The sequence below is a fragment of the Pseudomonas sp. 7-41 genome (assembly GCF_021233075.1).
Taxonomy (GTDB): Bacteria; Pseudomonadota; Gammaproteobacteria; order Pseudomonadales; family Pseudomonadaceae; genus Aquipseudomonas; species Aquipseudomonas veronii.
In genome coordinates this window covers 280,894-294,147 of record NZ_CP089551.1, presented here as the reverse complement: position 1 = coordinate 294,147, position 13,254 = coordinate 280,894, and the positions used below count along the sequence as shown (strand labels likewise).

The window sequence follows — 13,254 nt, the reverse complement described above, 5'->3', positions numbered from 1 at the left end:
CTGTGTTTTGTGTTGCCTGTTATTTGCGCTGCAACAGCCCTGGCAACTGCGCCACCAGCTTCTGGTTGTTCAGCGGCGCACGAATGAACCCACGCTGGGTGCCATCCGGACCGATCAGCGCGAGGTTGCCGCTGTGGTCGACCGTGTAGTTCGGCTTGGTCGTGTCCGCCGGAATGAACGGGATGCTCACCGCGTTCGACACCTTCTGCACATCGTCCACATTCGCGCCGGTCAGGCCTTCGAATTGCGGGTCGAAATAGCCCAGGTATTGCTTGAGCTGAGTCGGCGTGTCGCGGTTCGGGTCGACGCTGACCAGGATCACCTGCAACTTATCCACAGCCTCTTTGGGCAACTCGCTCTTGATCTGGCGCAGTTGGGCGAGGGTGGTGGGGCAGATGTCCGGGCAGAAGGTGTAGCCGAAGAACAGCAGGCTCCACTTACCCTTCAACTCGTTGACCAGCACCGGCTGGCCGTCCTGGTTGGTCATGGTCACCGGCGGCAATTGGCGGCTTTGCGGCAGCAGGATGATGCCGGCATCGATCAAGGCGGTCGGGTCGCCCTGGCCCTTGCCCGAGAGCACTTTGTTGACGGTCAGGCCCATGATCAACGCGACAATGGCCACCAGAATGAAGACAGTTTTTTGAGTTCGGGTCATAGGTTCAACAGTAAGTAGTGGTCTACAAGCAGGGCGATAAACAGCAGGAACAGGTACCAGATAGAGTACTTGAACGTGTTGATCGCCGCGTGCGGCTGAGCGCCACGGTACAGCACCCAGGCCCATTGCAGAAAGCGTGCACCCAACACCAGCGCAGATCCGAGGTACAGCAGGCCGCTCATATGGATGACGTAGGGCATCAGGCTCACCGCCAGCAGGACGCAGGTGTAGAGCAGGATATGCACCTTGGTGTAGTGCTCGCCATGAGTGACCGGCAGCATCGGAATATCGGCCTTGGCGTATTCCTCCTTGCGGTGAATGGCCAGGGCCCAGAAGTGCGGCGGGGTCCAGGCGAAGATGATCAGCACCAGCAGCAGCGGCTCGGCGCTGACATGCCCGGTGACCGCAACCCAGCCCAACAGCGGCGGCGCCGCGCCGGCCAGGCCACCGATGACGATGTTCTGCGGCGTCGCGCGCTTGAGAAAGCCGGTGTAGATCACCGCATAACCGAGCAACGAAGCCAGCGTCAGCCAGGCCGCCAGCGGGTTGGTGAACGCCAGCAGCAGCGCCAACCCGGCAACAGCCAGAAACAAAGCAAAGGCCAGCGCCGCCCCGGGCGATACACGCCCTTGAGCGATCGGGCGCTTTTGTGTGCGCGCCATCAGCGTATCGATGCGCCGATCGACGACATGGTTGACCACCGCCGCGCCACCGGCACACAGGGCGATCCCCAGATTGCCGAAGATCAGCACCGCCCACGGCACCCCGGCGCGGGTGGCGAGGAACATGCCCACCAGCGAGGTGATGAGCATCAGCACCACCACTTTCGGCTTGGTCAGCTCCAGGTAGTCACGCCAGATCGCCTGGCCGTGACGCGCACCGATCAAGGTCGCCATGGCATCTCTCCTTTGAGGGTGATAAGGCCCGATACGTGTTTACGCGGGCTGAAGCGCCAGCCGAACGGCATCTGGCGGCGCACCCGGACCAGGCTGGTACGGGCGTGGTAATTGACCAGTACCAGGGTCAGCAACAAGGCTGCGCCACCGGCGTTGTGACCGACCGCCACCGGCAGCGGCAGGTGGAAATACACGTTGCTCAGGCCCAGGCCGATCTGTGCCGCCAGGGCGATCAGCAGCAAGCCCGCGAGCCGGGTCATGCCCACCGCGCGCAGCTGCCAGGCCAGGCCCAGCAATACCAGGGTGACCAGCAGCGCGCCGATGCGGTGGGTCAGGTGAATGGCCGTGCGCGCGTCGCTGTCGAGCTGGCCGCCGAGGTAATTGGGGCCGATGTGCTGGGTCAGGTGGAAGCCATTGGCAAAGTCCGCCGCCGGCCACCACTGGCCGTGACAGGTGGGCAAATCGATACAGGCCACCGCCGCGTAGTTGGAACTCACCCAGCCGCCCAGTGCGATCTGGCCGATCACCAGCACCAGGCCGGCGGTGGCCCAATATTGCAGGCGCTTGGGCACGATCAGCGCGGGCAGCACACCGGACAGGCGCAGGGTCAGCAGAAACAACAGGCTCAAGGTCGCAAAGCCGCCCAACAGATGCCCGGTCACCACTTGCGGCCAGAGCTTGAGCGTCACCGTCCACATACCGAACGCCGCCTGGGCGAACACCACCGCCAACAGGAACAGCGGCAACTTCACCGGCTGGCCGGGGTCGCGCCGATGCCGCCACGAGCGCGCCGCCAGCAGCACGATCAGCAGGCCCAGGGTGCCGGCAAAGTAACGATGGACCATCTCGCTCCAGCCTTTGTCGGCCTCCACCGGCGTGTCCGGGAAATGCAGCTCGGCATGGGCCAACTGGGCGTCGCTTTGCGGCACGCTGATAAAGCCGTAGCAGCCCGGCCAATCCGGACAACCCAGGCCGGCGTGGGTCAGGCGCGTATAGGCGCCGAGCAATACGACAATCAGCGCCAGCAAGGTGGCAAACAGCGCGAGGCGAAATCCAGGTTTGGCCATAACGATGCCCTTATCCGATGTTCGACAGTTTCAACAACTGGCGCAGGTCGTTGAGCAAGTCCTTGCCCTTGACCGTCGTGTCGTAGCGCAGCACCAGGTTGCCGTGGGGATCGACGATCCACAGTTGCGCCTCGCCCGGTGCGGCAGCGGCTTTGCCGAAGGTCGTCAGGTCCAGCGGGTAGCGTTGCAATTGCGGGTATTCGGCCTTGAGCCTGGCCTCGTAATCGGCGCCGACCGGCTGCGCACTGGCCAGGGCATGACTGGCCCGGGACGCATCGCGGCCAAGGCCGATCTGCAGCTGCCGCGCCAGGTACACCAGTTGCCGGCACTCGGCGGCGCAGGCGCTGGGCGCGGTGACGAGCAACTGCCAGCGCTGTTCGTCCGCCTGCACGCCGATATCGGCGCGGGTCTGGCCGTTGCCGATCAGTTCGCCGTGGTAACTGCGACTGTCCGGCACCCAGAACTGCAGCTTGTACATAAAGGTGGCGAGCGCCATCGGGCCGATCACCATCAGCAGGATCAGGATCAGTTGCCAGCGGCCTTTGCGCCGGTCGGGCGTCGCTGGCGCATCAGACATGTTGAGTGGATTCATGGCCGCTCCCATGGTGCTTCTCCTTTGCGTTGTGCCATCCGAGGTAGAGGTAAAGGCTGAGCAGCGCCAGCGCCATGGCGAACCATTGCACCGCATAGGCCAGGTGTTTTTCCGGGCCCATGGCAACGATGGGCCAGGTGGTTTCGTAGGTGCCGGGGCCGGCTTCGGCGCGCAGTTCGTAGGCAAAACCGCTGCGCCCCAGCTCGGCCCACAGCGTGGCCGGATGCAGCGCGGTGAGCAGGCGCGGCCAGTGCGTGGTCGCCGGGTCGGCGTGCAACTGGAAGGTTTCGCCGGGCGCGACATACACCCAGGCGTCAAGATTCACCGGCTGTTCCGGCGTGCTGAAGACGGGCGGCGCGCGCCGATCCGGCCAGGGCAACCAGCCGCGATTGAGCAGCAGCCACAAGCCGCTGGCCTGGTCGTGAAACGGTTGCAGCAGCTCGACGCCGGCCTTGCCATTACGCATGCGGTTGTCGAGCAACACACTGTGCTCGCCGTCGAATTGGCCGCGCAGATGCACGCGACGGAAGGCCGGATCAGCCATGCTGTCGAGTTGCGCACTGCCCACCGGCTCAGCGGCGCGGCGCTCGGCATAGCTGTCCACCATCAGCTGTTTTTCATGGCCGCGCGACAGTTGCCAGAACCCCAGGCCCACCATCAGCGGCAGCAACACGAGCACCACCAACGTCGGCGCGATACCGGGGCGAAAGCGCTGGATGGCACTGGCTATACTGGATTTCATCGCCCCTCCCCTATAAGCCCTGGAGCCAGACCATGCTCAAAGCCGCCATTGCCCTGATGCTGATCGCGACCGTCGCGAGCCTGTTCAGTGGCTTGTTCTTTCTGGTCAAGGACGAGGGCCACTCCAACCGCCTCGTCACCGCCTTGACCGTGCGTGTCGTACTGGCCGTGATCACCGTGGCGTTGATCGCCTGGGGCTTTTTCAGCGGCCAGTTGGTGTCGCATGCGCCTTGGTAGCGCGCCTCACAGCACATACACGAAGAAAAACAGGCCAATCCAGACCACATCCACAAAGTGCCAATACCAACTGGCCGCCTCGAAACCGAACTGGTGCTCGGCATTGAAGTGCCCGCGCAAGATACGCATCAGCATCACGAACAAAATAATCGTGCCGATGGTCACGTGGGCCCCGTGAAAACCGGTGAGCATGAAGAAGGTCGCGCCGTACACGCCGGAGCCCAACGTCAGGCCCAGCTCTTTGTAGGCGTGGATGTATTCCTCGGCCTGGAACCCAAGAAACCCCAGGCCCAGCAGCACCGTGATCGCCAGCCAGAGCTTCAGCGCACCGCGATGGCCTTTGCGCAGCGCATGGTGGGCGATGGTGATGGTCACGCTGGAACTCACCAGCAGGATGGTGTTGACCAACGGCAGGCCCCACGGGCTGATGGTGCCTTCGGGCGCGGGAAACAGCGTGGGATCGGGGTTGTTGAGCAGCGGCCAGACAAACTCGAAATTCGGCCACAGCATATGCGCGATGCCTTTGGAGCCTTCGCCCGCCAACCACGGCGCCGACATATGCCGCACATAAAACAGCGCACCGAAGAACGCGATGAAGAACATCACTTCGGAAAAGATGAACCAGGTCATGCCCCAGCGGAACGAGCGGTCCATCTGCGCGCTGTACAACCCGGCGCGGCTTTCCTTGATCACCGCGCCGAACCAGCCGAACAGCATGTAGGCCAGCAACAGGCCACCGACGAAAAAGATCCACGGCCCGTGGGATTCCGGGCGCGCAGCCTTCAGGTCGTTGAACCACACGCCCAGGCCATACACGGTGATCAGCAGGCCAACCGTAGCAATTATCGGCCATTTGCTTTGCGCTGGTACGTAGTACGTATCATGAGTCGACATGTATTCGCTCTCCTGATTGAGCGGGCAAACAGTAGCTAGCCGCCGCTATGGACAGCCACGGGCGGTTGGCGCGCGGTGATATCAAACAGCGTGTACGCCAGGGTCAAATGCTTCACATCCTTGGGCATGTCGCGATCGACAATGAAGCGCACCGGCATTTCGATGCGCTCACCGGGTTGCAGCACTTGCTGGGTGAAGCAAAAACACTCGGTCTTATGGAAGTACATCGCCGCTTCAGCCGGGGAAATGCTCGGGATCGCCTGGGCGGTCATCGGCTTGTCGCTGGGGTTGTAGGCCACGAAGAGCATTTCGTTGACCGCGCCGGGGTTGACCACGATCTCATCGGCCTTGGAATGGAACTCCCAGACCATGTCGATGGCATTGGTGGACAGGAACTGCACCCGCACCTGGCGCGACGGATCGACGATCTGCTCGCCCTCATACTGCCCGGCCGTCTTGCCGTTGATGCCGAACGCCTTGCACATCACGTCGTAGATCGGCACCAGGGCAAAGCCGAAGGCGAACATCGCCAGCACCAGGATCAACAGGCGGGTGACCAGGCGCTTGAGTGGCACGGAGTCAGCCATGGCGATCACCCGACAGTGTGGGAGGGGATTTGTGGAAGCCGGTTCATTTGACCTCCGGTGGCGTGGTGAAGGTGTGGTACGGCGCGGGCGAGGGCACGCTCCACTCCAGGCCTTCAGCGCCGTCCCACGGCTTGGCCGGTGCTGGCGGGCCGCCGCGGATGCACTTGATCACGATAAACAGGAAGAAGATCTGCGTGGCACCGAACATGAACGCGCCGATGGACGAGACCATGTTGAAGTCGGCGAACTGCAGGTTGTAGTCCGGCACCCGACGCGGCATGCCGGCCAACCCGACGAAGTGCATCGGGAAGAACGCCATGTTCATGCCCACGAAAGACAGCCAGAAGTGCAGCTTGCCCAGGGTTTCGTCGTACATGTGACCGGTCCATTTCGGCAGCCAGTAGTAGGCCGAGGCGAAGATGCCGAAGATTGCGCCAGGCACCAGTACGTAATGGAAGTGCGCCACCACGAAGTAGGTGTCGTGGTACTGGAAGTCTGCCGGCGCGATGGCCAGCATCAAGCCGGAGAAACCGCCGATGGTGAACAGGATCACGAACGCCACCGCAAACAGCATCGGCGTCTCGAACGTCAGCGAGCCTTGCCACATGGTGCTGACCCAGTTGAACACCTTCACCCCCGTCGGGACGGCGATCAGCAGGGTGGCGTACATGAAGAACAACTCGCCCACCAGCGGAATGCCGACCACGAACATGTGGTGCGCCCACACGATGAACGACAGGAACGCGATACTCGCCGTGGCGTAGACCATCGAGGTGTAGCCAAACAGCGGTTTGCGCGAAAAGGTCGGGATGATCGAGCTGACGGCGCCGAAGGCCGGCAGGATCATGATGTACACCTCGGGATGGCCGAAGAACCAGAACACATGCTGGAACAACACCGGATCACCACCGCCGGCGGCACTGAAGAAGCTGGTGCCGAAGTGGATGTCCATCAGCATCATCGTCACGCAGCCGGCCAGCACCGGCATCACCGCGATCAGCAGGAAGGCGGTGATCAGCCAGGTCCACACGAACAGCGGCATTTTCATCAGGGTCATGCCCGGTGCGCGCAGGTTGAGAATGGTGGCGACCACGTTGATCGCGCCCATGATCGAACTGATGCCCATCAGGTGGATGGCGAAGATGAAGAACGTCACGCTTTCCGGGGCGTAGGTGGTGGAGAGCGGGGCGTAGAAGGTCCAGCCGAAATTCGGCCCGCCACCCGGGGTGAACAGGGTCGAGACCAGTAGCAGGAACGCCGCCGGCAGCAACCAGAAGCTGAAGTTGTTCATGCGCGGCAGGGCCATGTCCGGCGCGCCGATCATCAGCGGGATCATCCAGTTGGCCAGGCCGACGAACGCCGGCATCACCGCGCCGAACACCATGATCAAGCCGTGCATGGTGGTCATCTGATTGAAGAACGCCGGCTCGACGATCTGCAGGCCGGGCTGGAACAGCTCGGCGCGGATCACCATGGCGAACGAGCCGCCGAGCAGGAACATGGTGAAGGCGAACCACAGGTACATCGTGCCGATGTCTTTGTGGTTGGTGGTCAGCACCCAGCGCATCAAACCCTTGGCGGGGCCGTGGGCATGGTCACTGGCGTGGCCATGGTCATCGATCACAGCGCTCATGGCCGTTCTCCTGCAAACGAGTGGGCGGGGCGGTTCAGCGCATTCGCAATGAAGTGAGTCATTTGCTTTCCGCCTGTTTCAGAGCCAGCACGTCTTTGGGCGTGACCATGTCGCCTTTGTTGTTGCCCCAGGCGTTGCGCTCGTAGGTCACCACCGCGGCGATATCCACTTCCGAGAGTTGCTTGCCGAAGGCGGCCATGGCGGTGCCGGGCTTGCCGAAGTAGACGCGGTGCAGGTGGTCTTCCTTGCTTCCGGTGGCGATCGGCGAGCCTTTGAGTGCCGGGAACATCGGCGGCAGGCCCTGGCCTTCGGCCTGGTGACAGGCCACACAGGTGGTGTGGTAGACCTTGTCGCCACGGGCGACCAGTTCGTCCAGCGTCCACTCCTTGGAGGTCAGCTCCTTGAGCTGAGCGGCCTCGGCCTTGCGCTCGCCGAGCCAGGTGTCGTAGTCGGCCTTGGACTTGACCTCGACCACGATGGGCATGAAGCCGTGGTCCTTGCCGCACAGTTCGGCGCACTGGCCCCGGTAGATGCCGGGCTTCTCGATACGGGTCCAGGCCTCGTTGATGAAACCGGGGATGGCATCGCGCTTGACCGCAAAGGCCGGCACCCACCAGGAGTGGATCACGTCCGCGGCGGTCACCAGAAAACGCACCTTGGCGCCCACCGGCAGCACCAGCGGCTGGTCGACTTCCAGCAGGTAATGTTCGCCTTTGGTGGCCTTGTTGTGGATCTGCTCGGCGGGAGTAGCCAGGTTGCTGAAGAACTCCACATCCTGGCCGAGGTATTTGTAATGCCACTTCCACTGATAGCCGGTGATCTGGATATCGATGTCCGATTCCGTGCTGTCGTAGATGTTGATCAGAGTCTTGGTCGCCGGAATGGCCATCGCCACCAGGATCAGCAAGGGCACTACGGTCCAGAGGATTTCCACGGTGGTGCTTTCGTGGAACTTGGCGGCCACCTGGCCCGTAGACCGGCGGTGAAGGATCATCGACCAGAACATCGCGCCAAATACGACAATGCCGATCACTACACAGATCCAGAAAATGGTCATGTGCAGGTCGAACACGGCGTGACTGACTTCTGTCGCCCCTGGCGCCATATTCGTTGTCCAGGCGGCATGCGCCTGACCGAATACTGACCACAACAGGAGGCCCATCCAAACATGTGGATGTCGCGTCATTGCGGGTTCCCCTTATCGTTCTTGTTATCCCGCCGGTGTGCACCTGCGTCGAAGGGAGCGGCTTCCATACTGCTTACAACCGCTTAGCCTCACCTGCTTATGCAGTCTGGCGTCATCAGCTAATCGCGTACAAAACCGAGTATAGACAGCACCTGCCACCCCGCAATGTGCAGGGGCAAATGAGCTGAAACAGACGGACGGGGCCCATAAGACCGGGGGGCGGAATCGTTTATCCGACGAACGATGGCAATTCGATATAACAGCGGCGCATAACCATGAAATAATTATGACAAATGCGTCTTAGACGCTTGTATAAACGAACTACCTTGTCCTTTCCCTTTTCCTACGCCTGCTTCACTGGAGCTTTCATGAACACCGCCGCATTGCGCGAGCAGATTTCCCTTGCCCATCAACACGAAGCCAGCACCGGCCAACTGGCCCAGCAACTCGAGAAACAATTACCGCACCTGCATTCGGCCATTACCCTGGCGGAGGGTGATCGTAACCTCGTCATGACACGCTTTGTCACTGCCTACGTCGACCTCGTCCCAGACCTGCTGGACGCCGCCAACGACGTAGCCCGCGAGGCCGGTATCGAAAGCCAGGTCAAGCCGGTGCTGAAGATTGCCGAGCAGTTTTTTCTGCAACCGCCCGCGATTCTGGCGGGCCATATCGGTCTCGACGGCCTGCTGGACGAGGCCTATCTGGCCCATCGCCTGGTCGAAGAGGTCAATGACCTGTACATCACGCATTTCGGCCAACCGTTGATTCCAGCGGACACCACCGTGGCCAATCTGATTGCCCATCAACTGATCGGTGAAACCTTTGCCAACCAGTTGGACGAAGCCGTACACCATGCGGTAGATAAAATGCTCAGCGAAGACAGCTTTGCGCTGGAATCGGTCGAGGCCTACCGCGAGCAGCTCAAAAGCCTGGCAACGGAAGCAGCGTGGAAGCGCTGGCCGTGCCTGTCGCGCAAGTTGGGCATTGAGTTGGAACTGGATCAGCAGGCCTGAATCTTCGACCTGACGCTAAACACATGCGGGAGAGGGCAAGCCCCCTCCCGCATTTTTGATCCGGTTCCGTCAGTTGGTAAACGGCGCCGAACCGATCCTCGTCGTGGTCCGCACCCGACCTTCCAAGCGACGCTTCAACCCCCGCGCCTCGATCACCAGCTTTGCGCCCTTGGCCGCATTGGCCCGACCCCACTCCTCCAGCAACTCCAGGCAAGAATGGTCGATGTAACTGAGGTTGTTCAGCGGTACATGCAGGGTGTTTCCCGCCGGCACCGTCGACAGCACCCGGGTTAATGCCGGCACTTTCAGAAAAGTCGCCGCGCCGCTCAAACGCAATTCCATTTCACCGTGGCCGGGCAAATCGATCAGGCTGATTTTCAGGCGCGAAGCCTTGAACGCCAGTTTCAGCAACGTCAGCCCGAAACCCACCAGCACGCCGGTCAGCAGGTCGGTAAAGACGATCGCCAGCGCCGTGGCCGCGTAGGTAAACATCGGCATCCGCCCGTAGCGGCCCAACGCGCGGAACGCCTTGACGTCCACCAGCTTGATCCCGGTGTACACCAGCACACCCGCCAGGCTCGCCACCGGAATGCTTTGCAGCACGCTCGACAGCAACAGCACGAACCCCAGCAGCCACACGCCATGGAACATCGCCGACAAGCGCGTGGTGGCGCCGGCCTGCACGTTGGCCGAGCTGCGCACGATCACACCCGTCATCGGCAAGGCGCCGACCAGGCCGCAGAGCATGTTGCCCACGCCTTGCGCGGACAATTCCTTATCGAAGTCAGAACGCTGGCCACTGTGCATGCGGTCGACTGCGGCGGCCGAAAGCAGGGTTTCGGCACTGGCGATAAACGCCACGGCGAACGCGGCGATCAACAATTGGGGATCGGCCAGGTTCAGCAAGTCGCTGGGACGCAGCCAATCGATGGCGTCGGCGAGGTTTTCCGGCACCTCCACGCGCTTGACCTGCAACGCCAGTACCAAGCTGGCCAGCGTTGCCAGGCCCACACCCAACAAGGCGCCCGGCACAAACCGCAGCGGTTGCGGGCGGAACTTATCCCACAGGTACATCACCAACATGGTCGACAGCCCCAGCAAACCGGCCTGCCAGCCAAGGCCGCCGCCCAGGGTAGGCACCGCCGCTGCCAACGCGGCCGGGAAGCCCGCCAGGTTGTCCAGCCCTGATGGCTGGGGCGCACCGTCGAGCATCACATGGACCTGCGACAGCACAATCAGCACGCCGATCCCCGCCAACATGCCGTAGACCACCGCCGGCGCCGTGACACGAAACCAGCAGCCCAGGCGCAAACGCCCGGCCAGCAGTTGCAGCAAGCCGGCCAGCAGCAGGATCGGCCCGAGCATCGGCATGCCGTGCTGGCGCACCAGTTCGAACACCAACACCGCCAACCCCGCCGCCGGCCCGCTGACTTGCAACGGCGACCCCGCCATCCAGCCCACCACCAGGCCCCCGATGATCCCGGTGATCAGGCCCTTGGCCGGCGGCATGCCGGAAGCGATCGCGATCCCCATGCACAAGGGCAGGGCGACCAGAAACACTACCACGGAGGCCAGCAGCTCCCGAGGCAACACAGCTTTTAATTGAGCAGCACGCATGATGACTCTCCCGAGGCATTCGCCGGGCGCGGCAAAGCCTGGCTGCATCCATGGCAGCCACCGCTTTACCCGGCAGGGAAGTGTGTTAGAAGCGCGCTTTAGGCGTCGCGGAGGGGATTGGCTCGGTGCCGTTCAGCGGTCGAAACGCCGCCTTTTCCGCATCGTAGGCGCGGATTTCACTGGTCTCGATGTTGTAGATCCAGCCATGGATAAACAAATGACCATTGGCCATGCGCGAGGCCACGGACGGGTGGGTGCGCAAATGCTGCAACTGGGCGATGACGTTTTCTTCGGTCAGCATCTTCATGCTCTCGCCTTCATTGGCGCAGTCGCAGTTGTCGTGAACCATGGTCTTGGCGACTTCGGCGTGCCGCAGCCAGGCCTTGACCGTCGGCATCTTCTCCAGGCTCGCGGGGTTGAGCACCGCGCGCATCGCGCCGCAGTCGGAGTGCCCGCACACGATGATGTGCTGCACGCCCAGGGCAAGGACCGCGTATTCGATGGCCGTGGAAACGCCGCCGTTCATCTGCCCGTAAGGTGGCACCACGTTGCCGACGTTACGGGTCACGAACAGGTCGCCGGGCGAGCTCTGGGTAATCAGCTCGGGCACGATGCGCGAGTCGGCGCAGGTGATGAACATCGCCCGAGGGTTCTGGGCCGTGGCGAGTTTCTTGAAGAGTTCTTCTTGCTGAGGGAAGACGTCGTGATGGAAATGCAAAAAGCCGTCAACGATGTGCTTTAGCGCTGCATCGGCGGACTCCGCCACTTGAGCGGCTGAAGCCGACGCAGCCAACGGCTGTTTATCCTTGTCACTCATGATTCATCCTCTTGATTAATGCAGGGGAGGGTTCAGGTCAATTCGACGCCGGGCCGATGGAATAGTTTTAGAACGCCGCAAAGCCGGGTGCCAACTCGTCAGTCACTCGCTGAACAAAGTAGCCGTCGAAACTTAACTCAAACTGAATCAACCGCTCTAGATCGCGGGTTTCAGTGATGTCAAAACGCGACCACCTCTACGATCACGGTGCGTGTTTGCCCAATAGTCTACAACAACGCCATCTGCCTGCCCGGTGGGCAGAACGCCGTGCAATCCAGATTGAAGCCTTCCCGACGGTCGAGCCCAAGGCGCTTGATTGCCTTGCTGAAGCGCTGCGCCAGCAGGTCGGCAAACGGCCCCTCTCCGCGCATACGCACGCCGAAGCGACTGTCATACACGCCCCCGCCCCGCACCTGGCGTACCAGGCTCATCACATGGGCCGCGCGCTGCGGGTAATGCGCCGCCAGCCACTCCTCGAACAGCGGCGCCACCTCCAGCGGCAGGCGCAGCATCATATACGCGGCACTTTGTGCACCGGCTGCATGGGCTTCGGTGAGCAGGCTCTCCAGCTCGCTGTCGTTGATCATCGGGATCATCGGCGAACACAGCACCCCCACCGGGATACCGGCCTCGCGCATCACCCGGATCGCCCGCAACCGGGCCTTGGGCGCCGCCGTGCGCGGTTCCAGGATGCGCTTGAGTTCGTCGTCGAGGCTGGTGAGGCTGATCATCACCGCCACCAGCCGCTGGCGCGCCAGTTCGGTGAGCAGGTCGAGATCGCGCAGGATCAGCGAGCCCTTGGTGATGATGGTCACCGGGTGCCGATAGCGCAGCAGCACTTCGAGGGTTTGCCGGGTGATCTTGTACTCGCGCTCGATCGGCTGGTACGGATCGGTGTTGGAACCCAGGTTGATCGGCGCACACACGTAGCCGGGCTTGGACAGCTGCTGTTCGAGCACGTCGGCGGCGTTGGTCTTGGCGATCAGCTTGGTTTCGAAATCCAGCCCCGGCGACAGGTCCCAATAGGCATGGCTGGGCCGCGCATAGCAGTAGATGCAGCCATGCTCACACCCGCGATAGGGATTGATCGAGCGATCGAACGGCAAGTCCGGCGAGTTGTTGCGCGTGATGATGGTCTTGGCCGTTTCGATACGCACTTCGGTGCCCTGGGTCGGCGGCACCTCCTGGTACCAGCCGTCGTCCTCGACCACGCTGACGGTGGGCGCGAAACGATTGTGCAGGTTGGTCGCCGTGCCCCGGCCACGGGGCGGCAGAGGTGCAGACATGAAAACGCCCCTATACTGTTTTTATATACA

At 62.2% G+C, this 13,254-nt stretch carries 14 protein-coding genes; 2 read left to right on the top strand and 12 right to left on the bottom strand.

Annotated features, from left to right (window positions below):
* Positions 1-19: 19 nt before the first annotated feature.
* The 5 genes from LQ249_RS01310 to LQ249_RS01290 are packed head-to-tail and all read right to left on the bottom strand — an operon-like array spanning position 20 to position 3,952.
* On the bottom strand, positions 20-655 hold the full coding sequence (locus tag LQ249_RS01310) for an SCO family protein (protein ID WP_017849014.1): 636 nt from the start codon (positions 653-655) through the stop codon (positions 20-22).
* Positions 652-1,551, bottom strand: coding sequence for a heme o synthase (gene cyoE, locus LQ249_RS01305; protein WP_046381540.1), 900 nt, complete (start codon positions 1,549-1,551; stop codon positions 652-654). The genes LQ249_RS01310 and cyoE overlap by 4 nt, the downstream gene beginning before the upstream one ends.
* Positions 1,539-2,618, bottom strand: coding sequence for a COX15/CtaA family protein (locus LQ249_RS01300; RefSeq protein WP_017849012.1), 1,080 nt, complete (start codon positions 2,616-2,618; stop codon positions 1,539-1,541). Before LQ249_RS01300 ends, cyoE begins: the two co-directional genes overlap by 13 nt.
* A gap of 10 nt (positions 2,619-2,628) precedes the next feature.
* A complete protein-coding gene (locus LQ249_RS01295) occupies positions 2,629-3,222 on the bottom strand; it encodes a hypothetical protein (RefSeq protein WP_057004956.1) in 594 nt (197 codons plus the stop codon).
* Entirely contained in the window at positions 3,188-3,952 is a 765-nt protein-coding gene (locus tag LQ249_RS01290; RefSeq protein ID WP_046381542.1) for an SURF1 family protein, read from the bottom strand. The genes LQ249_RS01295 and LQ249_RS01290 overlap by 35 nt, the downstream gene beginning before the upstream one ends.
* Positions 3,953-3,984: 32 nt before the next feature.
* On the opposite strand from LQ249_RS01290, the gene LQ249_RS01285 reads away from it, so the two are divergent.
* Positions 3,985-4,188 carry a twin transmembrane helix small protein gene (locus tag LQ249_RS01285; protein ID WP_017849009.1) on the top strand — a complete coding sequence of 68 codons (204 nt, stop codon included), beginning with the start codon at positions 3,985-3,987 and terminating at the stop codon, positions 4,186-4,188.
* Between the two features lie 6 nt (positions 4,189-4,194).
* On the opposite strand, the gene LQ249_RS01280 is transcribed toward LQ249_RS01285, so the two are convergent.
* The 4 genes from LQ249_RS01280 to coxB are packed head-to-tail and all read right to left on the bottom strand — an operon-like array spanning position 4,195 to position 8,488.
* A complete protein-coding gene (locus tag LQ249_RS01280) occupies positions 4,195-5,082 on the bottom strand; it encodes a cytochrome c oxidase subunit 3 (RefSeq protein WP_017849008.1) in 888 nt (295 codons plus the stop codon).
* Between the two features lie 35 nt (positions 5,083-5,117).
* Positions 5,118-5,669 carry a cytochrome c oxidase assembly protein gene (locus tag LQ249_RS01275; protein WP_026140285.1) on the bottom strand — a complete coding sequence of 184 codons (552 nt, stop codon included), beginning with the start codon at positions 5,667-5,669 and terminating at the stop codon, positions 5,118-5,120.
* A 43-nt stretch (positions 5,670-5,712) separates the two neighbouring features.
* Positions 5,713-7,302, bottom strand: coding sequence for a cytochrome c oxidase subunit I (gene ctaD / locus LQ249_RS01270; RefSeq protein WP_017849006.1), 1,590 nt, complete (start codon positions 7,300-7,302; stop codon positions 5,713-5,715).
* A 58-nt stretch (positions 7,303-7,360) separates the two neighbouring features.
* Positions 7,361-8,488: a cytochrome c oxidase subunit II gene (gene coxB / locus LQ249_RS01265; protein ID WP_057004943.1), complete on the bottom strand. Its 1,128-nt coding sequence runs from the start codon at positions 8,486-8,488 to the stop codon at positions 7,361-7,363.
* Between the two features lie 368 nt (positions 8,489-8,856).
* On the opposite strand from coxB, the gene LQ249_RS01260 reads away from it, so the two are divergent.
* A complete protein-coding gene (locus LQ249_RS01260) occupies positions 8,857-9,504 on the top strand; it encodes a hypothetical protein (RefSeq protein ID WP_046381543.1) in 648 nt (215 codons plus the stop codon).
* Positions 9,505-9,573: 69 nt separating this feature from the next.
* Here the strand turns inward: LQ249_RS01260 and LQ249_RS01255 are convergent, their stop codons facing one another.
* The 3 genes from LQ249_RS01255 to LQ249_RS01245 all read right to left on the bottom strand — a co-directional run bounded on the left by LQ249_RS01255 (position 9,574) and on the right by LQ249_RS01245 (position 13,224).
* Positions 9,574-11,121, bottom strand: coding sequence for a SulP family inorganic anion transporter (locus LQ249_RS01255; protein ID WP_079442554.1), 1,548 nt, complete (start codon positions 11,119-11,121; stop codon positions 9,574-9,576).
* Positions 11,122-11,206: 85 nt separating this feature from the next.
* Positions 11,207-11,938, bottom strand: a complete 732-nt coding sequence (locus LQ249_RS01250; RefSeq protein ID WP_017849002.1) for a carbonic anhydrase — start codon at positions 11,936-11,938, stop codon at positions 11,207-11,209.
* A 227-nt stretch (positions 11,939-12,165) separates the two neighbouring features.
* Complete coding sequence (locus LQ249_RS01245; protein WP_017849001.1) at positions 12,166-13,224, bottom strand: PA0069 family radical SAM protein; 1,059 nt, start codon at positions 13,222-13,224, stop codon at positions 12,166-12,168.
* Positions 13,225-13,254: the final 30 nt, after the last annotated feature.